Origin of the sequence: Caldicellulosiruptor sp. DIB 104C, assembly GCF_028198085.1 — a bacterium.
GTDB lineage: Bacteria > Bacillota > Thermoanaerobacteria > Caldicellulosiruptorales > Caldicellulosiruptoraceae > Caldicellulosiruptor > Caldicellulosiruptor saccharolyticus.
In genome coordinates, this window is the sequence record NZ_CP116337.1 from 1772584 (window position 1) to 1797012 (window position 24429).

The following is a 24429-nucleotide window of genomic DNA, read 5'->3' on the forward strand; positions in this document are numbered from 1 at the left end:
TTTTTAAGGACTCTTGTCTTGATTATTAACATTTTCATTTGTCTTTAAAAGCTCTGAGGCGCCAATTAAAGTACCAAGATTTTTAAATGCATCAGTTGGAATGTATACCTTATTTGCCGGATTTTTAGCAATCTCAATTGCAGCCTCTATCTGCCTCATCGCAAGTACAACTGCATCTGTGCCGCTCTCCTTAATAGCCCTGTTGACATATGCAATAGCGTTTGCCTGTGCTCTTGCTACCATCTCAATTGCCTGAGCCTGACCTTCCGCCTGCAAAATCTTTTGCTGCTTTTCACCTTCTGCCCTTTTTATAAGAGCTTGCTTGTACCCTTCTGCTTTAGCAATTTCACTTTCTCTCACACCTTCTGCCTCAAGAATCATTGCACGCTTGTCTCTTTCTGCCTTCATCTGTTTTTCCATTGCCTGTGTTATTTCAGCAGGTGGGATAATGTCTTTTATTTCAACTCTTTTTATCTTTACCCCATAGTTATCTGTAATTTGGTCAAGCACAGTTGTCAACTTTGAATTTATAATTTCCCTGGAGGAGAACACTTCATCAAGAGTCATGCTACCAATGACATCTCTGAGATTAGTTAATACTGAATACATAATCGCTGCTTGATAATTTTGTACATTGTAAGTGCACATCTTTGCGTCGAATACCTCAAAAAATACAACAGAGTCAATCTTTATTCTGACGTTATCCTTAGTTATAACATCTTGCGGTGGTACATCTAAAATTCTTTCTTGCATATTAACTTTTGCTCTTATGTTGTCAATAAAAGGAATAATAAGATGAACGCCTGGCTCTAAAATCCTATGAAACTGGCCAATTCTCTCTACAACATAGCAGTATTTTGTCCGAACAACTTTTACACTTGAAAAGAAGAAGATTAAAAACAGCGCAATTATCAAAATGACCCATCCAATTGTCGGCATACAAGCTTCCTCCTCCCATTTTTCAAAATACTCTTGTTTTTTTATTCCATTTTTTCAACAAAAATTCTCAACCCATCCACTTTTTTAACCTTTACTCTGTCACCTTTTCCTAACTTTTTGTCACAGAAAATGTTGTAAAATATTCCGTCCTTTTTTATTTTGCCAGAATACCTATCTTCTGATACCTCTTCAACAAAAAATTCCTCTCCCACGTTTACAAAGCTTCTGTTTTCTATCTTTGGCATGTTTTGCATAAATTTTCTAATCTTGGGTTTAAATATCAAAAAGATTGCTAAGCTGAGAATAATAAATAGACCAACTTCTACAAATAGATTGTTTACAAATAAATCTAAAATGAAAATTATAAAAGCTGAAATATAAATAGGAAAAAAGACAAAACCAATAAAGGTATCAGCTATTAAAAAAGCAAGAGCTATCACAAGCCAGATAAAATCATAAATGCTTACATTCATCAAATTCCCCCTTCATCCTTTTTAATGATCTGGAAAAATTTGTAGATTGATGTCTGTTTCAAGTTTACCTTCTCAGATAGCTTGTAAAACTCCTTTACCTCCACGCCTTCGTGTGTAACCTCTGAACAAAGAAGATTTTTTTCTTCAAACATTGAAAGTATAAATAAAAGTTTTACAACCCTTTTAAATGGGTCTGATTCATTTATACCCGAAAAATTGTATGAGATAAACTCACAATCTCTAAGTGTTTTATAAACATTGACCACCTCATCATTTATTTGTAGATTAAAATCCTTAAATTTCTTGTCTAAGTCAAAAATCAAAACTTTTGCATCTTGATAGAGATTTTTTACAAGCTGATATGAAGGAATGTCAAGTGCAACTATAACATCAAAATCCTCTTTCATATTTTCTATCTTGTCAATCCTCGGTGCAAATATGTCATCAAAATATACCTCTTTTAATGAACTCTGGTGCTGCACAATCCGGCCATGGTTATCTAAAAACTTAAAAAGATCATTTTCTACCTCTTCATCTTTTAAAAACTTTAAAAAATCTAAAACAATATGAGGATAAAAAGCTGTAAAGATACATTTTTTGTCAACAAGTTCAGAAAGATTACATGTCTCAATTTCAAATTTCTTAAAGCTACATCCTTTTTGCCGCACAGTTTTTAAGTTATTGTAAAGGTCTTTTATAACACCAAAACTGATATTTTCACAAATGTCAATCAGATTAAACTGATTTCGCCTTGTAGAGTTAAATATATTTTTTTCAAGCTTACAAACAATATCAACCTTTTTCATTGTAACAAGCTCATCTTCATCTTCTAAGTTTGAAAAACATACAACATCATACTTTGTACCATTTCCTGTAAAGAATTTATAATACTTATTGTCCTCACCCATGAATCTAAAATTTTCAACAATAATGTTCTTTATAAGAAAGGTTGGCTCAGGATTCCCTACACCAAATGGTTCTAAAAGATAAACTTGGTCAATTAACTCATCATCAATCTCGTTTAAGCTTAAAACAAGGTCAATTTCAACAGCTGGTTTGAAAATCATAAAATGATATTCCTGAGCAATAGCATTTAGAATCTCATCAAGTTTGTCAAAATTATCGCTTACAAGCGAAAGCCCAGCTGCATGTTCATGCCCACCAAACTTTAGAAGAATATCAGAGCAGTTTTTCAACGCCTCAAACAGATTAAAACCTTTTATTGACCGTCCAGAACCTTTTAAAATTCCCTCATCTGTGAACGTAAACAGAAGCGAAGGTCTGTAATACTTTTCTGTTATCTTTGATGAAGCAATCCCAACAACACCAGGGTGCCAGCTTTGAGAGCTTAGCACAAAAATCTTTTTCCTTAGGATATCTTTATTCAATGTAATTATCTTTTGAGCCTCTTTGATAGTTTTTTCTTCTATCTCCTGACGTTTTCTATTTTCCTCATCTAACCTTCTTGCAATCTTTTCTGCTTCTACTAAAGAGTCACTTAAAAGAAGCGACATGGCTAAATTAGCATCCGAAATTCTGCCTGCCGCATTCAGTCTTGGCCCTATGATAAATGAAACATCGAAAGGTTTTAGCTCTTCCTTTGAGGAAAGTCCAGCAACTTCTATAAGTTTTTTCAGTCCTATATTCCTCGTATACTTTAAAAGTTTTAGACCAAACTTAGCAAAAATCCTGTTTTCATCAACAAGTGGCATGACGTCTGCAATTGTGCCAATTGCCACAATGTCAAGATACTTAGAAAGTTTAATTTCAAGCCCAGAAAGCTTTAGTGCATGAAGTAGCTTGAATGCAACCCCAACCCCTGCTAAATCCCTAAAAGGGTATGTACTATCACGTCTCTTGGGATTTATAATGGCATCGGCTATTGGTAGCTTATCTTTTGGTTCATGGTGGTCTGTGACAATGACTATTTTTCCTTTTTGTTTTAGATATTCAATCTCATTAATAGCACTTATTCCTGTGTCAACTGTTATTAAGATGTCAAATGTATCTTCTAATCTCTTTAAGATATCAAGGTTGAGTCCATATCCATCTTTGAATCTATTAGGAATATAGTAACTTGTTGGCAAAAACTTTTTCAAGTTTGAATAAAGAAGATATGTACTTGTTACACCATCACAATCATAATCTCCGTAAATTAATACCCTTTTCTTGTGTAAAATAGCATTGTGAACAATATTTATCGCCTCTTTCATATCATTGAGTAAAAAGGGATTGTGAAGATTTTTGATTGCTGGAGCTAAAAACTTTTCAATATCATCCTTTTGAACAATTCCTCTGTTTTTTAAAACTTTGATTATTTGCGGTCTTATTTTTCTACCATCTATTTGGATGTCAAAATCATCAAAATTCTCACACTCTTTTAGCACCCATCGTTTTTTTTGAAAAATCATCCCTCAAAAAAAGCCCCCTCAATTTAAAAAAGTAGTCTAAAAATATGTTAATTGTCAAAATATCCATATCATTACTATCAAAGTTACAAAGAATGATGTTGCAGCACCAACTATAAGCTGTTTAATATCATGCCTTTTGAGTATAAGTCTTGACCACATAACAAGCGGAATAAGTAAAGCTAAAAATAACATTTTTAGCCCAGCAATAAAGTTGATTGCAACAATTGGACCAGTTATACCACAAGCGTGGCCACTTGCTTTAAATTTTAAAACCTTATTAATAAAGGCCAAGATTAAACTTGATATGAGATATGACAAGTAAAGCCCTATCATTGCTTTTGTAGGCTTTTCTATAGTCAGCAAACTCAAATTCCCTAAGATATATCCAACTATCCCAAAGATAAAAGCAAGTTTTCGTTCTTTTTCTCTTCCACCTGCTTTAAACTTTGGGACCATTCTTGCAACAATATATGCTAAAAGGGGTATGATTGTGAAAAAGATAATTGAATTCAGATAATAGCTTAAATTTCCATCATAGTTTGCCATCTTGTCATCAAGCCACATAATTGTAAATACAATCAGTGCAACCATTGGAACTGTAAAAATGCTGCTTATAAGATATGCAATTTTTTCCCTCATAAAGTCTTCCCCCAAAAAGTTTAATTTCTTCCTTGAGTTAATTATACACCATAATTGGATGTAAAGGCAAAAATAAATCCCCTTTTGCTTATGCCAGCTGCAAAAGGGGATACGGATAGCTTATATCTGCGTTTTTCTACCTTCTTTTTGGTCGAGGTTTTCTGCTCTTCTCTGCATTCAAAGCGCCCATCCCAAAGCCCAAAATTGGACCAAAGATTATTAAATATAATTGGTACTTTGAAATGTTAACACTTCTTTTTAAAACAATGGATAACACAACCAAAATAATCGAAACAAAAAGCGAAACTACAAATGCAGCTATTTTTTTTCTGGTAGGGCTAATTTCAGCAGCCTCATATCCACACAATGCTATTCCTACAAACATTGAAAATATAGTAAGATACTGTGCAATTTTATCCGGCATTGAAAAATACATCACAAAAAGAGATACTATAAGAATTAAAAAGCAAATCAAAAATAGTGACTTTACTACTATCCAAACATACTGAGAAAGACTTGCGTCTTCAGTCTTCTTATTCATAATAGCCTGATAATCCTTTTAAAAAAGATGCTCTATTAAACATTATTAAAACTCACAAAAAGTTAGAACACAAGCTCTACTTCTTATATATTCTGAGCCTCTTTTAAGATTATGTCTACCTTATCAGTTCTCTCCCATGGCAAGTCCAAATCTTCTCTTCCAAAGTGACCATATGCAGCAACCTTCTTGTAAATCGGTCTTCTTAAATCCAAGTCTCTTATTATAGCAGCTGGTCTTAGGTCAAATACTCTCTTTACAATCTCGGCAATTTTTTCATCATCAATCTTTCCTGTTCCAAATGTATCCACCCTGATTGAGAGTGGTCTTGCAACACCTATTGCATATGAAAGTTGAACCTCGCACTTTTTAGCAAGTCCTGCTGCAACAATGTTCTTTGCAACATACCTCGCTGCATATGTTGCAGACCTGTCAACCTTTGTCGGATCTTTTCCAGAAAATGCTCCACCACCATGGCGTGCATAGCCACCGTAGGTGTCAACAATAATCTTTCTTCCTGTAAGTCCTGAGTCGCCTTGTGGACCACCAATTACAAATCTTCCTGTCGGGTTTATATATATCTTTGTGTTCTTGTCAAGCATACCTTCTGGGATAATTGGCTTTATAACATGTTCAATCACATCTGCTTCAATCTGGGCATGTGTAACCTCTGGGCTGTGCTGAGTTGAAACAACAATTGTATCCACTCTTATTGGCCTGTCATCTTCATACTCAACTGTGACCTGAGTCTTGCCATCAGGTCGCAAATATGGCAAAATACCCCCTTTTCTGACATATGCAAGCCTTCTTGCAAGTTTGTGAGCAAGATAGATTGGCATTGGCATCAAAACAGGTGTCTCGTCACACGCAAACCCAAACATCATCCCTTGGTCGCCTGCACCAATTGCCTCTATTTCATCATCTGTCATCTCACCAAGCTTTGCCTCTAATGCTTTGTCAACGCCCATTGCAATGTCAGGTGACTGCTCATCAATTGATGTTATCACCGCACATGTGTCAGCATCAAACCCGTATTTTGCACGTGTATACCCAATTTCTCTTATTGTATCTCTTGCTATCTTTGGTATGTCCACATAACATTTTGTTGTTATCTCACCCATCACAAGAACAAGCCCTGTTGTAACTGCAACCTCACATGCAACTCTTGCGTACGGGTCTTTTTCTAAAATGGCATCTAAAACAGCATCTGAAATTTGGTCACAAATTTTGTCTGGATGACCCTCTGTTACAGACTCGGATGTAAATAGCTTTCTCATCTGCTCTTTGTACCTCCTTTTAAGTAAAATGGAAACTCATTTAAAATTAAAACTTTATATAAAATTTAAAGCCCCTTCTGAAAAGAAGAGGCAAAACTTTCTTGTAAAAAGTTTTATCCTCATCTCTCAGAAAGCTTAAAATATATAAACTTTTTAAGCTTTCTGACGGAGTTGGCACCATTGCAAAGCTTTAAAAAAGCCTTGCCGGTTGCCGGGCTTCATCGGGCCTTTTTCCCTCCACCTCTCTTGATAAGGATAACCTTATCATTTTTTCATTATTCAATTTTTAAATTTGCCTCAATTATATTAACAAAACAAATTGGTATTGTCAATAAAAATAATTACTCATATTTAAACTTTCCTATCATTTTTCGAATTTCATTCATTGAAGTTGATAAAATAGAAAGCTGCTTTGATAGTTCTCGTACATGATCAAGATTGTGCTCTATAGAAGATATTATCTTTTGTGAAAACTCATTTATTTCTGAATATACTTTCAGCTATTTCTGTTGCTGCCGAAGTCATTTCTTCAGCAGAAGCTGCTTCTTCTTCAGAATGAGCAAGCAGACTATCAACAAGTGAATTTAAATCCCTTATTTTCTCAATCATATTGATAGAAATTCCTAAAAGTTCAGTATATTTTTCCTATTTTCTTCTACTTCATGGTAAAGAACTTCTATCTGGTCTTCAAATTGTTTTGAATACAAATTCACAGTTGAAATTGTTCTACTTATATTAGTAGTCGAATTTTTTGTCTGTTCAGCTAATTTCCTTATTTCATAAGCAACAACAGAAAAACCTTTTCCGCTTTCTCCTGCCTTAGTAGCCTCAATCGAAGCATTCAAGGCTAACAAATTTGTCTCTTCAGCAATTTGTCTTACAAACTTAACAACCTCACTGATGTTCTGAGTTGCTTGAGCTAATTGCTTTACACCTTCTCTCAACTGACCATACCTTTCTACAAGATTCTCGCTTGTTTTTAAAATGATTTGAACCGCTGTTTGTCCTAACTCTGATTTATCCACTAAGTTTTTAGAAGTTGAAAGCACTGTGGACGCCAAACTATTGAGGTCCTGAGCTTGAGCAGCTAATTGCTCAATGCTAGCATTAATTTCCTCAACCGAAGCTGCTACTCTTTGTATATCAGATTGTTGTTTTTCAATTATTTTCGCATTTTCCGAAGAATCCTTCTCTAATCTACTAAATAGCTTTTGAGCTAGTTCGAATATCTCTATAGAATTATCCACTGCATTTTTTACACTGATTATAAGTTTTTTTATTGATTTCACAGTCTCAATTAATTTGTAGGTAATGATGCCAAATTCATCATTAGAATATTTAATTTTTTCAGTAATTAAATAACCCTCCGATACTCTTGAAAACAATCTGGAAAGTACAGGAACTGGCAATAAAACACTCTTATTTATTACCCATAAAACAAATGCAATAATTATGTTAATAGAAATACTTATTAAAGCAAGATTTATTTTTGTAATGTTATTAAGATTTACTCTAAGTGTAATATATTTCAACAATAAAGGACCAATCCAGAGAGTAAGAGATAAAACTCAAACTGTAAGCTTTGTAGAAATAGAAATCTTTGTCTTTTCCATATTCTTTGCAAATTCCTTTTTAGACAATACTTTAGAATAAATAAAAAGTAAAAGAGCAACTATATCCATATTTACAGCAATTGCTCCACTAAATCTTAATGCAAACGCTCCTCTGGCATTGGTTTTATCTTTGAAGAAACTATCCCCACTAAAGTTGCTGCAAGTATGTTTCCCACAAAAACAACACATGCTAAAAAAAATGGTAAGTTGTATCCAGAGCCATCTTCTACTCTCTTTGCATTCCATCTCCCTATAAAAAGTGCTGGAATACCAATTAGTCCTAACGCAATAAGATACCCTAAAAGAATATTTACAATTGGATAATCACCTAACCCTGCAAAGACATAGTATGAAAACAGTAATAAAATCGGGTCAACAATTGTAAGTATAAACAACAAAATCCCTGTCACTTTTGCGGATAAGCTCATTCAATTTCACTCCTCTGCTTGCAAATTAGTTATCAAAAATTCATTGCTCAAGATTAGTAATTACAGCATTACTCGCCAATAATCTTAACTAGCACTCTTTTCTTTCTCTTACCGTCAAACTCGCCATAGAAGATTTGCTCCCATGGACCCAAATCAAGCTTACCATTTGTAATTGCAACAACAACTTCCCTGCCCATGATTGTCCTTTTTAGGTGTGCATCAGCATTGTCCTCACCGACGTTGTGGTGATACTGAGAATATGGTTTTTCAGGTGCCAGCTTTTCAAGCCAGATTTCAAAATCTTTATGAAGACCTGGCTCATCGTCGTTCACAAACACGCTTGCAGTTATGTGCATGGCATTGCAAAGTAAAAGTCCTTCTTTTATACCACTTTCGTCCACACACTTTTGTAGTGTATCTGTGATGTTCACAAAAGCCCTTCTTGTTGGAATTTCAAACCAGAGTTCTTTTCTATATGACTTCATTTTCAAAAATCACCCCGCTAAATTTTTGTTTTTCTTTGTCCTTGACAGTTTTTTAAAAATATTTTAATAATTTTTTTGTAATGATTCAACAGAAAATGTGGTATATTTCATTGTATAGATAAATCATTGTGGGGGGATTTTACATGAAGAAGGTCTTTGCAAAAAAGGATATATTTACGCGCTACAGTGGAAATCCAATAATCACAGTATATGATATACCATATTCTGCAAATGCAGTGTTTAACGCTGGTGCAATAAAATATAAGAACGAGTACTTATTACTTTTGAGAGTTGAAGACAGACAAGGAAAATCACATTTAACTGTTGCTCGAAGTAGTGATGGAAAGACCAACTGGAAGATTGAAAAGTCACCCCTCATATATCCTCAACCAACAGTCTTCATATACGAAGAGTTTGGGTGCGAAGACCCACGAATAACCTATATTCCTGAAGATGACTATTACTATATAACCTATACTGCATACTCCCGTTATGGTCCTGCTGTTGCTCTTGCAAGAACTAAAAACTTCAAAAAGGTAGAAAAATTAGGGCTTATTTGTCCCCCAAATAACAAAGATGCGGTTTTGTTCCCTGAAAAGATAAACGGAAAATATGCAATGCTGCACCGACCTGTTGCAGGTGATATTGAACACATCTGGATTGCATATTCGACAGACTTAATTCACTGGGGAAACCATGAGGTTGTGCTTGTTGAAAAAGGAGGCCCGTGGTGGGACGGCTTTAAAGTCGGTGCAGGAGCTGTACCAATAAAAACTCAAGAGGGCTGGCTCATAATCTATCACGGTGTTAAAATGATGCCATCAGGACCAATTTACAGGCTTGGTGCTGCGCTTTTGGATTTAGAAAATCCGGCAAAAGTCAAGAAAAGATGTCCTGAGTGGCTCTTATCCCCGCAAGAGGTATACGAAAGAATTGGTGATGTGAACAATGTTGTGTTTACCTGCGGTGCAATTGTTGAAGATAATCAAATCTATCTTTACTATGGCGCTGCTGACTCTTGCATAGCCTTGGCATTTGCTGAGATTGACCAAATTTTGTCTATTCTTATTGAAGGGGATTTGCAGGTAAAATAGAAGATAAAGGCTCTTTGTCAAAAGTTGGGGTGAACATTCTAAATATCAACCTCTCTTTTGACAAAGAGCTAGATTAATAGAAACTTTTTAATCATTTCTTTTTTCTTTTTATCACCAAAGGAAGCCTGAATTTTAACACAAACTTATAACATACATTAAATAGAAACTTTTTCTACAACAAAATGGAAGTTTAAATAAAATTAAGGCTCATAACCTGGTAGATAACTGAAGTTTTCTGAAGTAATTTTCCATTTTCCGTTTTCTTTTGATAAGTTAAAATAATATCTTATTACACCTTTTGGATTATATGTCACCAATTTTTTGGGAAGTTGTTGCGTTTCTTCATACAGCCTTTTCTGATATTCTATTGTCATTTCTTCAGGCTTTATGCTTCCATTTATTTTATTATCAATTGGAATCAACGCAACCATTTTGTTTTCGCAATATACATCTGCTATTACTGTTGCTGTATCACCTTCAATCCTTGTTTCTAAAAATTTTATATCATTTATTTTCCATTCAACAGTCCTTATATCTGAGGGTGAATAAGCTTCTCCTAAAACAGCCGTTTGAAAAACTTTTATTTTATTTGCTAAAATTCCTGACTTTGCACTGTAATATTTCTCACATTCCTGGGTAATTTCATTTATCTTTTTTTCCATAAGCTGTGAAGGAATTTTAATATCTGGTGATTTTGTATACTCTGATGGATACACACTTTTACTATAAATATTTAGTGCACTCTTCACCACTCCTTTTATTCCCTCCTCATTATTCAATTGCTGAATACTTTCTGCATTATAACCAATTATAGCTGCAACTATTGTAATAAGTACCAATAAACCTAATACAAATAATTTTCTCTTTTTCATAAAATTTGACCTCCCCATCTTATTGTGGTCTAACAGCACTTATGATTGTAGACAGAGGATTAAGATTATATGGCTTTAAATGCCATATTGCCCATTTTCTATCTGTTGTGTGTTGATCTTGCAAAACACCGTTTATCCCAGAATCAGGGTCTCTGGCATAAACCACTACAATAGCAGAATGATCATATGTTCCATCAGAATCCCAATCATAAAATAATACATCTCCTTAACGCCCATGTATCTGCATAATTTACAGCTCCGCCAGAGGAGTAATATGCATTTACTTTAACACAATTAAAAAAACTCAAAAATAAAGTTAAAATCAAACTTAAGGTAACGTATCTTTTAACTTTTTTAGTAACTATCATTTTCTCATCTCCTTCTCTTGTTTTGATGTTTATCACAACCCTTCTCAGCCGGCTGATGAAAGGCTGTTGCTTATTTCCCTAACTTCAATCTCCATTTTCTAAAACTCTTTCAAACATCATATGCCAGTTCCTCTAAACCTATCTGTCCCTGTTACACTTCTTATTTATGTAATTGATATTTCCTTATCCATACTCAAAACAAATTGTTGCCATATCTCTTTGAGCACAATCTGTTATACTACTTTACACAATAGTATCTTCTTATCATTTCTTCATCTAACTTGTTTTTTTATATCTCAGTTTCTTTATTCTCTTATTTGGGGTATTTTATTCTCAAAATATTCTTTCTGTAAACTTTTTCTTGGAATTTCTAAGCAAATTTTATCTTATATATCTTCACACTGTCAATCCCGTTTTTTTTAGACTATTTTCAACTAAATTTTGAGCTCAGAATGTACTTTTCTTTAAATAGCTTAAAATTTCTTCAATTTTCTTAAGTTTATAATAAAAAATCAATTTATCTTACTCGTAATTCAGTCGTCAAAAACTTTCATCCAATCAGCCTCGTTTTCCTTGACGAAGAAAGTGTAGACACCGAAAATGTCTTTTTTACCTTTCTTGAGTCGATACCAAGGCTGGCATTGCAAGTAGCAAGTTTTATCTTAGAATTATCCTTAACTTCACTTTTGAATAGCCATCGATGAAAAAAAAAAGCAAAAGCACTTGTTGGTAGTTCTCTTTGTTTGAATAACTGAAGCTCATTTTTGAGAACTTTCTTTGATTTTTTAGTGAGTCATTTTCGGAATACGGAAAATTCAAAGCTTTCAAAGTCCGAACAAGTGAACGCTCAAGAACAACCATTGATATACTTGTGACATCAGAAGGGAAGTAGTTGAGCCATCAACTCTATTGGAACAGAAATTTCAAGACACAAGGCAGGTGTTGCAAGTTTTCTCTCATAGAAGCCATTGCCTTTATCGTTTTCGTTTTTAGCAAGGTAAACAGTTCTTTCTGATAACATAAAGTAATCGAGCAAGTTTTACTTTTAGCTGTTTTAGTGCTGGGCGAGTAGGATCATCACAGAAAGCAATACATATTTAGCACTTGTTCGATAGCCATATTTTTAGCGGTCTCATAAATTTCATTTTTTCCCATAATCGTGAACCCCCTTTGGTAATTATTTCAATACTAATTATACAGTAGACACAATTTTATTTTAACTCCCTTTGTTCACATCTTTAGGAAATGGATTGATGGTTAAGAAATATGGTAGATGGGACGAGGGAATTGAGGGCAAGTGAGAAAAGACCCTGAGAGACATGAGAGGGTAAACACCATGGTTTTAGTGGATAGAAACCCGCCGCAATATGGTAGAATAACAATATAAATACAATATAGAGGCTGAGTCTAAGCCGGACATGGTAAAATAAAACAATAATAACAATATCAAGAACAAAATTATTTGTTTAGATAGCGAAATTTAAAGAAATCGCAAGATATTTTGAGAAAATCAAAAATACATTGAGAGAGAGAGGATATATTTAAAAAAGCTGATACCTTTTATTCTTTGCTTTGTAATAAATAGGCGGTAAATATGTCTTCACCAAGCACCGATCAATTTTGAGAAATCCAATTCAACACCTTCTCTTTTAGCTGATAGTATTCAGTTAATTCATTTTTGTTATATACAAAAACCTCATAATCTTTCACTTGACCATATCTAATAATATCATCTTCAAAGTTAATCACTTTTGCAATATTTGATTTATTAATTTCAAATTTATCAATAGCAGAATTATGAGTAAAGATATAAATCTCTTTGCCTCTATAATATGGATTATATCTAACAAAATTTGTATACTTCCATTTCTTCAAAAAAAGAATGTATTTGTGGCCTGGTTTCATAAGATTATAGCCATAGTATGCAAAGTAATTGTTGTATTTACCTAAATTAAAATAACTTGGCTCAAATATGTAAATTTTTGAATTTTTTATATCCCCTTTGTAAGTCTTGATAACATTGAAAGCTGTCAGTATTGAACCTTTCACATAAATTCTATCGCTCAGTGCAGTACCCTTTACAATTACCTCAGAATCTCTAATAATCTTTTCCAACGAAAAATTTTCATTATTCCATCCCTTAAAACTGCCACCATTTAAAAAAACGCATTGGTCTTTTATGTTTTCACTTATAGTTTGTGTCTCAATATTAATAAATGATTTTTTTACGAAAAAACTTACAACTATATCTAAGGCTAAAATAACAAATATCATCACAATCCACTTTCTATTCATCTTTGCTTTCATCCTCCGAATAGTAAACTTTCCCTGAATCTACCCTGAACTTATAATCACATAGCAAATTTATATCTTCCTTTATATGACTTGCTAATAAAATTGTTGCTCCTCTTCCCTTTTCCTCTAACAAAATTTGTCTTACAAGTTTAACACCATCTTCATCAAGAGAATTTGTTGGCTCGTCAAGAACAATCAATTTAGGTTTTTCCATTATAGCTTGTGCAATTTTCAATCTTTGTTTCATACCAAGCGAATATTTTTTATACGGTCTTCTATCTTCTGGATCAAGCCCAACCCTTTTTATTGCATTTTTGATCTCATCATCAGTAATTACATTTTTTATAGAAGCTAATAGTTTGAGATTTTGAAAACCTGTTAAATTATCCCATAAATCAACATTTTCTATAATTACCCCTACACTTTCAGGAAAAGAAATATCTCTTCCTATTCTCTTTCCAAAAACAATAACTTCTCCAAATGTTGGCTTTATCAATCCACATATAGCTCTAAATAACATAGTTTTGCCTGAACCATTTCTACCATAAAATCCATAAATCTTTCCCTCTTCGAGCTCAAGATTAACATTATCCAAAATAACTTTTCCTTTGATTATCTTCGTTAAATTTCTAACTTCTATTGCTTTCATATTTAAAATCACCTCTTTCCTGTCAATCTCTCTCGAATATTTCGATATTTTTAACTACTTTTATTCCTATTATCACTACAATCGAAAAATAAATAGCAAGTATAAACATTGACCACCATATGCTAAAACCATTTATGCTATCTATTCCATAAATTCCAGTTATATCTACAATAAATCTATCACTATGCCAACTCAAAACAGCTTGTAAAACAGGACTAAATTTTATTAAAAGATAATTGAAATCATTTAAAGATATAAAAAAGGGAACAAAGAATATCAGCCAAACTATTATAGTAAACAAAAAGGATATTCTTGAACTCATATATAATGATAATATATTTGCAACTATAGTAAACAATATTATAGAAATAAAATTTAGCAGAACCATTACTGCACAACACAATAGACCTTTTAAAAAAGATTCTACCCTAAATTTATTTGCCAAGGCAAATAGTGTTGTGGTTATTACAAATGTAATCAGAAAAGATAAAATGTATAAAGATATAAAATAAAGCTTATTAAAATACCATGAGAGCCTGCTATCTTTTCTTGTAAAAATGTAAACTGCACATCTTTTAAAATCATGAGAAAAAACATTTCCTAAGGTAGCTATAAGATATAATCTGGGCAAAGCATATATTAAAGGATATATAAATGAAGTTACTTTACCTGGAAAAGGTAAATAATTCAAACTCAAAATCAAAAAAATTTCAACAGAAGTATTACTATAAAATTTCAAAGACATCAGCCAATATAAATCAATTAACAAAGAGATAACTAAGGAACTGACAAAACTATTTATCAGTTTTCTGATTTCTTATCACCTCTGTAAATATCTATTTTTTTCAATGTATTTGTCATAATAATGTTCAAGAAGGTAAAAAGCAGCAAAAAATAACTAAGGTATATTCCAAATAAAAAAAGATGCTTTTTTAGCGATAAACTATAGCTCATCAGAAAATTTATTAACATACCTAAGGTAATACCAGAAAAATTCACTGTTTTAAATATATATATAAAGACAAAATCTATGAAAGGCACTAATATGCCAACTATATACGCCGTAATAGCTCTTTTAATAATAGCCAATACAATAAGATATACTGTTCCATATACAACTAACAAAAGAAGCACAATAAATAGAAACTCTAAAATGAATATAAACTCCTTGTAGCTTAAAGCTTTTAAATACTTTGAACTCAACATAACAGTTACTATCAAAGGTATAGTGTATATAGATAATAAATAGATTAAGGTATCTTTTAGTAAAATTTTTATTTTTTCCTTCCACCAATCCTCAACATAAGTATATTTCAGAATAATCAGGCAATTATCCATATGTATTTGCGAACTGACCAAAAGAAGATATATGGGTACATAAAAAAACGTAATTACGTTTGCTTTAAATATTTGACTTAGAATTAAATCAATCGTCCATGCTTTATTCTTATTCAAAAATTTAAACAAAGAAATCGAAAGTACTAATTCCACAAATAAAGTTGCAAAATAAGCTATAAATTTTCTTGCTAAGTTTAAATAGAAAATTCGCCTAAATTTCATTATACTTCATCCTTACTACATTTAAAGTTTATAATAATAAGACTTATAAAGAACAACATAATCATAAAGATTAGGAAATATTGGTAATTTGTAATTTCAGAAGAAAATGGAAGAATAATTAAATAATCAGCTATTGAAAATGTAGTTGACGAACTAATTAATTTTCCAATAATATTTTCCAGCAGATAGAATAAAAAAGCTAAAATAACCACCAAATATCTGTTCATTTTTCTAAAGAAGGATATAGAATATGAAACCAAAGCAATGATACCAGCACAAACGCCATTTAAAAGCATATAAAATAAATTATGTAAATAAGGATTTATCGAATGCAATTTTGGAAGTTGTACTGTACTTAAAAATTGATAAGCATTATATGTTGGTTGGTTAAATACGTTTTCCGACGGAGAATAAACTGGCAATAGACAAAAGCATAATAATTGATCAAAAAGCAATGTTGCAAAAACTACAATAAAACCAGAGAAAAAGACAATTATTCCCTTCCCAAAAAGATATACTCTTTTATTACAACGCGTAATAATATAATTTATAACTCCTGCCCTTTTATCCTCTAAATATGAATCTGAATACGGTATGGTTGCAAATAACGGAATTAAGAAATAAGCAAATAGTTGCCCCCAGTATCCACGAACTTTATTGTACAACAACCACATCTGATATGCAGATGGTAGTTCAAAAAAAGGTGAATTGATTAACATTACTGAATGATAAATAAAATCTACACTTATGTAAAAAAAAGCAATTACTATTACAATAAAAAATTCCTTTCTACTAAATAACCTTTTCAATTCATATTTTAACACATTAATCAAATTACAATCACTCCCAAACATTTTATAATGTAGGGCTATAGCAATAAATGCTATAACCCTACAAATTAGCTTTATTAAACTTAGCGCAAGTCATACCAACCACTTGCTTGGACAGACACAACATCTACAGCGTCATTTTGAGCCCATAAATTGATATAGGTTCCACTCTTAATATAATTGTTAGTATTAAAACCAATATTAACAGTACCGTTTTGAGGAGATACTGCTACAACATTTGTAAGATAATTACCATTTGAATCAGTGACCCAGAAATCTACTTGGTTGTTGCTACTTAACAATGAAGTTCCTTTACTAATAACTCTTACTTGTACAAACTGATCATTTGTTACTTTATTTGCTCCATTAATTTTTACATCACCTTTAAAAGCTGGCAATATTACGTTGAAATAACCGCTTACTGCTAGTGCAAATACAAACGTTAAAGCAAAAGCAAATAAACATAGTACTGAAATTAAACTTTTTAATTTAAGACTTCTTATTAACATACACCTCCTAATTTTCCCATTCGCATTATTTAACTTACCACTAATAACCAACATTGTTTTTGCACTATCAAATCAACTGGACACTTATCAAGGTATGGGATTTACTGATGTTGGAAAAGAATCTGTTGATAGTTTTACAATTACAAAAGGTGATTTTTATTGTTACCATAGAATAACTAAGTCAACTCGATGGAATACAGGAACATATGCTGGAATGAAATTAACTCCTCTTAAAAAAGAATGGTCGGGATACAATGCTGTAAACAATAGAGCTCAAACAATTAAAGTTGATCCAAACGATACCTCATACTATACACTTTAATTTACTGAACTCTCTGATGGAACTTACAAGATATATTTTCAGTCAATCTATAAAGATAACATAGATTTTGACGGTATTGTATTGTTATTCAAAACTATAATTTTATTTTCAAGTATCAGTGGAGTGATTAATCTTTATAGTATTGAAAAATATTACAAAAAATTTCTTTCAGAAAAATAGAAAACTTTTTAGTTTAATTGACATATTTTAACTTTTATTCTATGATTGCACCAAAGTTATTGAAAAATATTTTTCTCAACTCTTGCTATACATTCTAAGAGTTCTTTTTCATATTCTTCATATACTTTTTTGGTTTTTGAGTTTCTGAATGACTGCAAATCTTCGTTTAAAGCATTTAATAAAAATATTGTCTTTTCAATATCAGGTTTAATATAAATAATTTTTTCTTTATTTTTATGGTCAACTATTTTTGTCTTAATTTTCTTAAGAAAATCAACAATTTTGATAATTAATCCATATCTTGAGTTAATTATTTTACCTATTTCCTTATCTTCAAATATGTTTGGCTCTTTTGCAATTAACATCGTCAATGTATTATTTAAAAAATATGCCTCAAGTCTTCCGTTTAGATATGAAAAATCCATATTTTCATCTTTGATGAGATATTCCAGAATATCACTTGCATCAGAGAGTTTATGAGAATATTCGACAAAAAATATATTAATAATTTTTGCATTATAATTGACTTTAAACACTTCCAATTTGTTTATTCTACTAAACAAAAAGCCTCCTATAATCACGCTCAAAATTAAATATGCTAAAAAAATAATTACTAAAATATTGCACAAATAAGTTTTTTTCAATTAACGAATAACCCCCTCTTTTTTGTTTTGATATTTATCTCAACCTTTTTCAGCCGGCTGATAAAAGGTTAGGGCTTAGATTTAAAAAATTCTAATTTTTTTATTCTAAAGATTTTTCAAATATCACACGAGGCCTATTTAAAACTCTATCTGCATCTCATACATTTCTCAGCTCATCTATTTCCCCTACACTGCAAACAAATTGTTGATAAGCCTTCTTGAGCACAGTCTGTTATATCTTGTGCCTTACATAATAGCATCTTCTTTTTATCTTTTCAATCAACTTGATTTTTTATATATTCATTCTTTTATTTTTTTTTAAGACTATTCTATGCTTAAATTATTTCTTCTGTAAATCTCTTCTTGGAATTTTTATGTAAATCATATCTTATATATTTTCTCTTTGTCAATCCCGTTTTTTCTTTTTTTTAGCCAATTTTTAGCTAAATTTTGAGCAAAAAATACATATTTCTTTAATTAACTTTAAATCTCTTCGATTTTCTCGATTTTTAAAATTAAAAATTAATTTAAATACTTTTACTAAAAAAATATGCTCCCTTTTAATCAAAAGTTTTGTCTCTTTATTGCTTACTAAAAGTAGAGCATATCAAACTTATCGTTTGTGGAAGTCCCTTTATTAATATTCAATATCTGAAACAACTACATCAAAAGTAGCCACCGCTTCATCTTCTGTAATGGTTTTCTCAGAAAATACTCAAATAGGTTAAAGATAAGGTTACTTTTTAACTATTCTTGCATCTTCCCCGTATGTACAGAAAATTTTATTAATAGTTGCAAATTTAACTTTTAATTTTGTATTATTAGTTTTTTCTTGTTTTAATTTTTTCTGAAAAAACTAATTTAAATATTTTTTGTTTCTTAAAATCTTTACATTAAATACCATTCTACTACTTTGTCGTTTGCTATTAACACTCATTTCTGTTGTTGAAACATAATAAATTAGCTTTCTCCTAACTGAAAGATAAAAATAATTATTTTTTATAGAGCAATCTATAATTATTTGTTAGTTTATCACATTTGAAATTTTGAAAATTCAATTGTAAATGGTTTATCATTAAAACTGTATTTTATTTCCAAATTCCTGTTATAACCTAACAGAATAATATTTTTTACACAATGTATTGATTTAGTTTAATATACTTAGATAGACATTTATACATTCTTACAGCATTGCTGTCAAGTTACTGGTATATATTGTTGACTTCATCAATATTAGAGTATATAATAATAGCAACAAAAATTTTTTATAATAACTAAAAATAGAAAGGTGTGTGATTGCCAATGTATAACAAGAAACAAGTATATCTTATTATTCTTACTTTAACTGCAATATTTTGCTTACCATTAATGACCAACATTGTCTTTGCACTATCAAATAAATTAGACACTTATCAAGGAACAGGATTTACTGATGTCGGCAAAGAATCTGTTGACAGTTTTACAATTACAAAAGGTGATTTTTATTGTTATCACAGAATAACTAAATCAACTCGATGGAATACTGGGACATATGCTGAAATGAAATTAACTCCTCTTAAAAAAGAATGGTTGGGATACAAGGCTGTAAGTAATAAAGCTCAAACAATTCAAGTTAGTCCAAATGATACATCATATTATACACTTCCATTTACTGAGCTTTCTGACGGAACTTATAAAATATACTTCCAGTCCACTTATAAAGATAATGTAGATTTTGATGGTATTGTATATGACGATAAGTAATATTAGAAATTTTAGCAGGGGGACCATTATGAAACTTAAAGAAATCTTAAAAAATGCATTTATAGTTATATGTTCTCTTGTTTTGTCAATGTTTTTATGTTATTATGTTTTAGATGATATCTGGTTACATTTTTCAATTGAAGCATTTAGCTTTATATTTTTGAGAGTTTTTGTAGCTTTTTTATTGTTTTCTCTCTTGCATCTTATATTTAACGGAAAATTATATTATTTCATGTTAGATATTTTATTTACCAGTTATATTGTTTTAGTTATTTCGCTTAGCTTTTTCCGGATAAGCAGATCAGAACATTACATCAACTTTAATTTAAATGAAATAATTAATTATAGTTTATCTCAAATAATTGAAAACTTCATTTTGTATTTGCCAGCTGGTTTTTACCTTTCTTTTAGAATAAAAAATAAACCAAAAATCACAATTTTTATTTTTTTAGTATGGATTATAGTAGTTGAATTGTTACAGTTTTTAACAAAAAGGGGTGTATTTGATATTTTAGACATTATAATTAATTTACTTGGTTATCTTACAGGAATCTTGATATTCAACATACCCCAAATAAAAAACTTTTTTAATAACAAAAAAAGACCAGCTAATTAAAAGCAAGAGGTTTTTAAAAAATTTTGAATATATTTTTTACCGCAGAACAATACTCTTCGCAATATTTCTGAACCTCTTTTTGATATTTTGTTCTTCGTGCCAACAAATTGCCATGATTGAACTACCGAGAGGGTTAAACCAAAATATGCAACTAATTTGTTTTGTAAGCAATCAATTCATCGTTAAAATGATAATATTGACAACAATCTTTTTGGATATTTAATAGTTATAAGAGGGGCTTTTCAAATTTTTTGTGAAAAGCCCCTCTTATCTTTATTTTTATTTTGAACTTGATTTTCTAACTTTACATTTTAATGTATTTATTCTTTTTTGTATTTGTGTGTTATTATTGTGTTTAAATATAATAAATATAAAACAAATAAGAATACTGCTATCTCATTAAAAGTACTTTTTTCAAGTCAAATTAATCTATAATTCCCAAAACCAAAAAGATAAAAAATACCGGTAATATAATATTCTACCATTCTTCTCCTACCTTATTATTTTTTGATATATTTCCGCGCTATAATAATTAATACAAAAAACGCTGTAAAAAATCATAATCCATTTATTGGTCTTTTCTAATCAATAATCTCATCAATTGGCGCGCCGGGTGGGACAATTGGCAGCGCTTTTTCGTCCTTGTCAATTACAAAGTCAATTACAGTTGGTCTTCCTGCCTCTAACGCTTTTAAAATAGCCCCGTCAACCTCATCTGGTGATGTAACTCTTATGCCAAGTGCACCGTATGCATCTGCAAGCTTTACAAAATCTGGTGGCCTATCAAGGGTTGTTTGTGAAAATCTTTTTCCATAGAAAAGATCCTGCCACTGGCGTACCATGCCCAAAACACCATTGTTAAGTAGTGCAACTATCACAGGTATATTGTAATGAACAGCCGTTGCAAGCTCGCCACAGTTCATCCTAAAGCTCCCATCACCTGCAATATCAATTACTACTTTGTCCGGCCTTGCTATCTTTGCTCCAATTGCTGCACCAAAACCATAACCCATTGTACCAAGACCACCAGAAGAAATAAACTGTCTTGGCCTTTGGTATTTGTAAAACTGTGCTGCCCAAATCTGGTTTTGTCCAACCTCTGTTGTGATTATTGCATCGTTGTTGGTAAGAGCAGAAATTCTCTCAACAACATACTGTGGATGAAGCTTGCCATCTTGAGGATAGCTCAAAGGATAGTTTTTCTTCCATTCATAAATCATCTCTATCCAGTCTGTGTTAGTCTTCTTCTGTACATTTTCAACCAAGATTTTTAATATCTGCTTTACATCGCCAACAAGCGCAATGTCTGTGCTTACATTTTTGTCAATCTCAGCAGGGTCAATATCAATGTGAATAATCTTTGCATTTGGTGCAAACCTGTCTACCTTGCTTATTACTCTGTCTGAAAACCTCGCACCAATAGCAATCAATAGGTCACAGTGTGAAACTGCATAGTTAGAAGCACGACTTCCATGCATTCCAACAAGCCCTGTATAGTTAGGATGAGTTGATGGAAATCCGCCAACACCCATCAAAGTTGTTGCAACTGGCGCATTTATCTTTTCTGCAAATTGAATGAGCTCTTCTGAAGCCTCTGACGAAATAACCCCTCCGCCTGAGCAGATAAAAGGTCTTTGACTTGAATTTATAAGCTCAATCGCTTTTTCTATCTCTTCTTGTGTTGCAAAAACCTTTTTCCTAATTTTTTTTGGTTCCTTTCTCTCATATTCAGCATACTGCGCAGTAACATCCTTGCATACGTCAACCAAAACAGGTCCCGGTCTTCCACTTTGCGCAATTTCAAATGCACGTCGAATGGTATCGGCTAAAACATTTACATCTTTTACAATAAAATTGTGCTTTGTAATTGGCATAGTAATACCTGTGATGTCAACCTCTTGGAAAGAATCTTTACCAAGTAGATTTGTTGGCACCTGACCTGTTATTGCTATAACTGGAACTGAGTCCATGTAGGCTGTTGCAATACCTGTGACGATATTTGTTGCACCGGGGCCTGAGGTTGTAAACACAACCCCAACCTTGCCAGAGGCACGAGCATACCCATCTGCTGCATGTGAGGCATGCTGTTCGTGCGATGTCAAATAATGTTTTATCTCATTTTGATGTTTATAAAGAGCATCGTAGATATTCAGGGCAGCACCGCCCGGATACCCAAATACCTCTTTTATCCCTTGTTCTTTTAAACACTCAATAATAATCTCTGCACCTGTCAGCTTCAAAATAACACAACCCCCAAAATAAGATTTTTATTCAAGTATAGCACCGGTTGATGCCGACCTTACAAGTTTTGAGTATCTGTAAAGATAACCTTTCTTCACTTTTGGCTCAAATGGTGGAAGGCTTTCAAGCCTTCTTTTTATTTCTTCTTCAGAAACTTCTAAAGTAAGAGTTTTATTATCTATATCAATCGAGATGATATCTCCATCTTGCACAGCTGCAATCGGACCTCTCTCTGCTGCCTCTGGTGATACATGGCCAAAACAAGCGCCTCGTGTTGCACCAGAAAACCTTCCATCGGTGATGAGTGCAACATCTTCAATTAGTCCAACACCTGCCAGTGCTGATGTGGGTGAGAGCATCTCTCTCATCCCCGGTCCGCCTTTGGGACCTTCGTATCTTATAACAATCACATCGCCCTTTTGAATTTTCCCTTTCAAGATTGCCTCAAACACTTCTTCACCACTTTCAAACACGCGCGCTGGTCCTCTGTGCTTCATTAGCTTTGGCGGCACAGCACTTTTCTTGACAACAGCACCATCCGGTGCAAGGTTGCCTCTTACAATCACAAGCCCACCTGTTTCAGAATATGGATTGTCGATTGGCCTGATAACATTGTAATCTTTAACTTTTGCATCTTTGATATTCTCTCCCACAGTTTTCCCTGTAACTGTCAAAAGATCTAAATGAATCAAACTTTTTTTAGAAAGCTCATTCATAACAGCTTGAACGCCGCCCGCAAAGTAAAGGTCCTCGATGTGGTAATGTCCTGCTGGTGAGAGCTTGCAAAGGTTGGGTGTTCTGTCACTGATGTCGTTTATAATATCAAGGTTAAGTTTTATCCCTAATTCATTCGCAATAGCAGGAAGATGCAAGATAGTGTTTGTTGATCCACCAAGCGCCATATCAACTGTCAAGGCATTTTCAAATGCTTCAATTGTTAAAATATCAGATGGTTTTATGTCTCTTTCTACAAGCTCAACTATCTTCATCCCGGCCATTTTAGCAAGGCGGATTCGTGCTGCCATCACAGCCGGAATTGTGCCATTTCCAGGAAGAGCCATTCCAAGTACTTCGCTCAAACAGTTCATTGTGTTTGCTGTGAACATGCCAGAACAAGAACCACAACCAGGGCATGCATTCTCTTCCAGAGCAAAAAGCTCCTCATCGGTAATCTTGCCAGCAGAGTACGCACCTACTGCTTCAAACACAGAATTCAAATCACACACCTTATTATCTACCCTACCAGCGAGCATTGGACCGCCGCTTATAAGTATGCTTGGGATATTCACTCTCGCTGCAGCCATCAGCATTCCTGGTACAATCTTGTCGCAGTTTGGAATCAAGACCATGCCATCAAACTGATGTGCCATTACCATTGCTTCAATTGAGTCCGCAATCAGTTCTCTTGTGATGAGAGAGTACTTCATTCCAATATGACCCATTGCAATTCCATCACACACACCAATTACGTTAAACTCTATAGGTGTTGCACCTGCAAGCCTTATACCTGCTTTTACCGCCTCTGCAATCTTATCAAGGTGAATATGCCCAGGAACCACTTCGTTCCATGAATTTACAACAGCAATCAAAGGCCTTTTGAGTTCTTCATCTGTATATCCCATTGCCTTGAAAAGCGAGCGCTGAGGCGCTTTTTCAAAACCTTTTTTTACAATGTCACTCCTCATTATTTTTCACAGCTCCTT

At 32.6% G+C, this 24429-nt stretch carries 26 protein-coding genes, 2 pseudogenes and 1 riboswitch; of the genes and pseudogenes, 4 read left to right on the forward strand and 24 right to left on the reverse strand.

Annotation, left to right across the window (positions count from 1 at the left end; translation table 11 throughout):
• Positions 1–3 precede the first annotated feature (3 nt).
• From PGC14_RS08885 to PGC14_RS08930, 10 genes are all read right to left on the reverse strand, one after another.
• A complete protein-coding gene (locus tag PGC14_RS08885) occupies positions 4–939 on the reverse strand; it encodes an SPFH domain-containing protein (RefSeq protein WP_039765401.1) in 936 nt (311 codons plus the stop codon).
• Between the two features lie 41 nt (positions 940–980).
• The gene (locus tag PGC14_RS08890) at positions 981–1412 is read right to left on the reverse strand and encodes an NfeD family protein (RefSeq protein ID WP_039765404.1); all 432 of its coding nucleotides are present in this window, start codon (positions 1410–1412) and stop codon (positions 981–983) included.
• The gene (recJ, locus tag PGC14_RS08895; protein WP_011916422.1) at positions 1412–3823 is read right to left on the reverse strand and encodes a single-stranded-DNA-specific exonuclease RecJ; all 2412 of its coding nucleotides are present in this window, start codon (positions 3821–3823) and stop codon (positions 1412–1414) included. Before recJ ends, PGC14_RS08890 begins: the two co-directional genes overlap by 1 nt.
• Positions 3824–3877: 54 nt before the next feature.
• Positions 3878–4462: a hypothetical protein gene (locus tag PGC14_RS08900; RefSeq protein ID WP_011916421.1), complete on the reverse strand. Its 585-nt coding sequence runs from the start codon at positions 4460–4462 to the stop codon at positions 3878–3880.
• Between the two features lie 136 nt (positions 4463–4598).
• Positions 4599–5003, reverse strand: a complete 405-nt coding sequence (locus PGC14_RS08905; protein WP_011916420.1) for a TIGR04086 family membrane protein — start codon at positions 5001–5003, stop codon at positions 4599–4601.
• 83 nt (positions 5004–5086) lie between these two features.
• Complete coding sequence (gene metK, locus PGC14_RS08910; protein WP_011916419.1) at positions 5087–6277, reverse strand: methionine adenosyltransferase; 1191 nt, start codon at positions 6275–6277, stop codon at positions 5087–5089.
• A gap of 116 nt (positions 6278–6393) precedes the next feature.
• A riboswitch (SAM riboswitch) is annotated at positions 6394–6533 on the reverse strand.
• 218 nt (positions 6534–6751) lie between these two features.
• Positions 6752–6886, reverse strand: a complete 135-nt coding sequence (locus PGC14_RS08915; protein ID WP_271628709.1) for a hypothetical protein — start codon at positions 6884–6886, stop codon at positions 6752–6754.
• A 14-nt stretch (positions 6887–6900) separates the two neighbouring features.
• A complete protein-coding gene (locus PGC14_RS08920) occupies positions 6901–7809 on the reverse strand; it encodes a methyl-accepting chemotaxis protein (protein WP_228370019.1) in 909 nt (302 codons plus the stop codon).
• 176 nt (positions 7810–7985) lie between these two features.
• A complete protein-coding gene (locus tag PGC14_RS08925; RefSeq protein WP_049754833.1) occupies positions 7986–8318 on the reverse strand; it encodes a hypothetical protein in 333 nt (110 codons plus the stop codon).
• Between the two features lie 68 nt (positions 8319–8386).
• Positions 8387–8803, reverse strand: a complete 417-nt coding sequence (locus tag PGC14_RS08930; RefSeq protein ID WP_011916417.1) for a secondary thiamine-phosphate synthase enzyme YjbQ — start codon at positions 8801–8803, stop codon at positions 8387–8389.
• 143 nt (positions 8804–8946) lie between these two features.
• Between PGC14_RS08930 and PGC14_RS08935 the strand changes: the two genes are divergently transcribed.
• Positions 8947–9897, forward strand: a complete 951-nt coding sequence (locus PGC14_RS08935; protein WP_011916416.1) for a glycosidase — start codon at positions 8947–8949, stop codon at positions 9895–9897.
• A 200-nt stretch (positions 9898–10097) separates the two neighbouring features.
• On the opposite strand, the gene PGC14_RS08940 is transcribed toward PGC14_RS08935, so the two are convergent.
• From PGC14_RS08940 to PGC14_RS08985, 10 genes and pseudogenes are all read right to left on the reverse strand, one after another.
• Positions 10098–10769 (reverse strand): hypothetical protein, encoded by a 672-nt coding sequence (locus PGC14_RS08940; protein ID WP_039765410.1) that lies wholly within the window; start codon positions 10767–10769, stop codon positions 10098–10100.
• 19 nt (positions 10770–10788) lie between these two features.
• Positions 10789–10935 (reverse strand): hypothetical protein, encoded by a 147-nt coding sequence (locus PGC14_RS08945; RefSeq protein WP_237738208.1) that lies wholly within the window; start codon positions 10933–10935, stop codon positions 10789–10791.
• Positions 10936–10975: 40 nt separating this feature from the next.
• Positions 10976–11173: a hypothetical protein gene (locus PGC14_RS08950; RefSeq protein WP_039765412.1), complete on the reverse strand. Its 198-nt coding sequence runs from the start codon at positions 11171–11173 to the stop codon at positions 10976–10978.
• Between the two features lie 500 nt (positions 11174–11673).
• Positions 11674–12292: pseudogene (locus PGC14_RS08955) on the reverse strand (transposase); the annotation flags it as partial.
• Positions 12293–12751: 459 nt separating this feature from the next.
• A complete protein-coding gene (locus tag PGC14_RS08960) occupies positions 12752–13432 on the reverse strand; it encodes a hypothetical protein (protein ID WP_271628710.1) in 681 nt (226 codons plus the stop codon).
• Positions 13425–14081: an ABC transporter ATP-binding protein gene (locus PGC14_RS08965; RefSeq protein ID WP_045166346.1), complete on the reverse strand. Its 657-nt coding sequence runs from the start codon at positions 14079–14081 to the stop codon at positions 13425–13427. The genes PGC14_RS08960 and PGC14_RS08965 overlap by 8 nt, the downstream gene beginning before the upstream one ends.
• A 22-nt stretch (positions 14082–14103) precedes the next feature.
• Positions 14104–14277 (reverse strand): hypothetical protein, encoded by a 174-nt coding sequence (locus PGC14_RS08970; RefSeq protein ID WP_157678152.1) that lies wholly within the window; start codon positions 14275–14277, stop codon positions 14104–14106.
• Positions 14278–14882: 605 nt separating this feature from the next.
• Positions 14883–15641 carry a hypothetical protein gene (locus tag PGC14_RS08975; RefSeq protein ID WP_127352416.1) on the reverse strand — a complete coding sequence of 253 codons (759 nt, stop codon included), beginning with the start codon at positions 15639–15641 and terminating at the stop codon, positions 14883–14885.
• Positions 15641–16465, reverse strand: a complete 825-nt coding sequence (locus PGC14_RS08980; protein ID WP_271629873.1) for a hypothetical protein — start codon at positions 16463–16465, stop codon at positions 15641–15643. The genes PGC14_RS08975 and PGC14_RS08980 overlap by 1 nt, the downstream gene beginning before the upstream one ends.
• Before the next feature lie 89 nt (positions 16466–16554).
• Positions 16555–16980 (reverse strand): hypothetical protein, encoded by a 426-nt coding sequence (locus tag PGC14_RS08985; protein ID WP_039766751.1) that lies wholly within the window; start codon positions 16978–16980, stop codon positions 16555–16557.
• 94 nt (positions 16981–17074) lie between these two features.
• Here PGC14_RS08985 and PGC14_RS08990 point away from each other — a divergent pair, with 94 nt between their 5' ends.
• Positions 17075–17302 carry a hypothetical protein gene (locus PGC14_RS08990; RefSeq protein ID WP_237738254.1) on the forward strand — a complete coding sequence of 76 codons (228 nt, stop codon included), beginning with the start codon at positions 17075–17077 and terminating at the stop codon, positions 17300–17302.
• A 236-nt stretch (positions 17303–17538) separates the two neighbouring features.
• On the opposite strand, the gene PGC14_RS08995 is transcribed toward PGC14_RS08990, so the two are convergent.
• The gene (locus tag PGC14_RS08995) at positions 17539–18126 is read right to left on the reverse strand and encodes a hypothetical protein (RefSeq protein WP_039766754.1); all 588 of its coding nucleotides are present in this window, start codon (positions 18124–18126) and stop codon (positions 17539–17541) included.
• Between the two features lie 1368 nt (positions 18127–19494).
• On the opposite strand from PGC14_RS08995, the gene PGC14_RS09000 reads away from it, so the two are divergent.
• Both PGC14_RS09000 and PGC14_RS09005 read left to right on the forward strand, forming a co-directional pair.
• Positions 19495–19869, forward strand: a complete 375-nt coding sequence (locus PGC14_RS09000) for a hypothetical protein (protein WP_237698987.1) — start codon at positions 19495–19497, stop codon at positions 19867–19869.
• A 28-nt stretch (positions 19870–19897) separates the two neighbouring features.
• Positions 19898–20485, forward strand: coding sequence for a VanZ family protein (locus PGC14_RS09005; protein ID WP_039766762.1), 588 nt, complete (start codon positions 19898–19900; stop codon positions 20483–20485).
• Positions 20486–20529: 44 nt separating this feature from the next.
• Here PGC14_RS09005 and PGC14_RS09010 read toward each other — a convergent pair.
• The 3 genes and pseudogenes from PGC14_RS09010 to ilvD all read right to left on the reverse strand — a co-directional run.
• Positions 20530–20643, reverse strand: a pseudogene (locus tag PGC14_RS09010) (transposase); the annotation flags it as partial.
• A 423-nt stretch (positions 20644–21066) separates the two neighbouring features.
• Positions 21067–22725, reverse strand: a complete 1659-nt coding sequence (ilvB, locus tag PGC14_RS09015; protein ID WP_271628711.1) for a biosynthetic-type acetolactate synthase large subunit — start codon at positions 22723–22725, stop codon at positions 21067–21069.
• 27 nt (positions 22726–22752) lie between these two features.
• Entirely contained in the window at positions 22753–24411 is a 1659-nt protein-coding gene (gene ilvD, locus PGC14_RS09020) for a dihydroxy-acid dehydratase (RefSeq protein WP_039766767.1), read from the reverse strand.
• Positions 24412–24429 lie beyond the last annotated feature (18 nt).

Bases quoted from the DNA above. Each gene is read 5' to 3' on its own strand.
- metK (WP_011916419.1), bottom strand. From the start codon at position 6,277: ATGAGAAAGCTATTTACATCCGAGTCTGTAACAGAGGGTCATCCAGAC.
- PGC14_RS08900 (WP_011916421.1), bottom strand. From the start codon at position 4,462: ATGAGGGAAAAAATTGCATATCTTATAAGCAGCATTTTTACAGTTCCA.
- PGC14_RS08890 (WP_039765404.1), bottom strand. From the start codon at position 1,412: ATGAATGTAAGCATTTATGATTTTATCTGGCTTGTGATAGCTCTTGCT.
- PGC14_RS08960 (WP_271628710.1), bottom strand. From the start codon at position 13,432: ATGAATAGAAAGTGGATTGTGATGATATTTGTTATTTTAGCCTTAGAT.
- ilvD (WP_039766767.1), bottom strand. From the start codon at position 24,411: ATGAGGAGTGACATTGTAAAAAAAGGTTTTGAAAAAGCGCCTCAGCGC.
- PGC14_RS09005 (WP_039766762.1), top strand. From the start codon at position 19,898: ATGAAACTTAAAGAAATCTTAAAAAATGCATTTATAGTTATATGTTCT.
- PGC14_RS08905 (WP_011916420.1), bottom strand. From the start codon at position 5,003: ATGAATAAGAAGACTGAAGACGCAAGTCTTTCTCAGTATGTTTGGATA.
- PGC14_RS08985 (WP_039766751.1), bottom strand. From the start codon at position 16,980: ATGTTAATAAGAAGTCTTAAATTAAAAAGTTTAATTTCAGTACTATGT.
- PGC14_RS08915 (WP_271628709.1), bottom strand. From the start codon at position 6,886: ATGATTGAGAAAATAAGGGATTTAAATTCACTTGTTGATAGTCTGCTT.
- PGC14_RS08885 (WP_039765401.1), bottom strand. From the start codon at position 939: ATGCCGACAATTGGATGGGTCATTTTGATAATTGCGCTGTTTTTAATC.
- recJ (WP_011916422.1), bottom strand. From the start codon at position 3,823: ATGATTTTTCAAAAAAAACGATGGGTGCTAAAAGAGTGTGAGAATTTT.
- PGC14_RS08925 (WP_049754833.1), bottom strand. From the start codon at position 8,318: ATGAGCTTATCCGCAAAAGTGACAGGGATTTTGTTGTTTATACTTACA.
- PGC14_RS08990 (WP_237738254.1), top strand. From the start codon at position 17,075: ATGGGATTTACTGATGTTGGAAAAGAATCTGTTGATAGTTTTACAATT.
- PGC14_RS08965 (WP_045166346.1), bottom strand. From the start codon at position 14,081: ATGAAAGCAATAGAAGTTAGAAATTTAACGAAGATAATCAAAGGAAAA.
- PGC14_RS09000 (WP_237698987.1), top strand. From the start codon at position 19,495: ATGACCAACATTGTCTTTGCACTATCAAATAAATTAGACACTTATCAA.
- PGC14_RS08930 (WP_011916417.1), bottom strand. From the start codon at position 8,803: ATGAAGTCATATAGAAAAGAACTCTGGTTTGAAATTCCAACAAGAAGG.
- PGC14_RS08935 (WP_011916416.1), top strand. From the start codon at position 8,947: ATGAAGAAGGTCTTTGCAAAAAAGGATATATTTACGCGCTACAGTGGA.
- PGC14_RS08975 (WP_127352416.1), bottom strand. From the start codon at position 15,641: ATGAAATTTAGGCGAATTTTCTATTTAAACTTAGCAAGAAAATTTATA.
- PGC14_RS08940 (WP_039765410.1), bottom strand. From the start codon at position 10,769: ATGAAAAAGAGAAAATTATTTGTATTAGGTTTATTGGTACTTATTACA.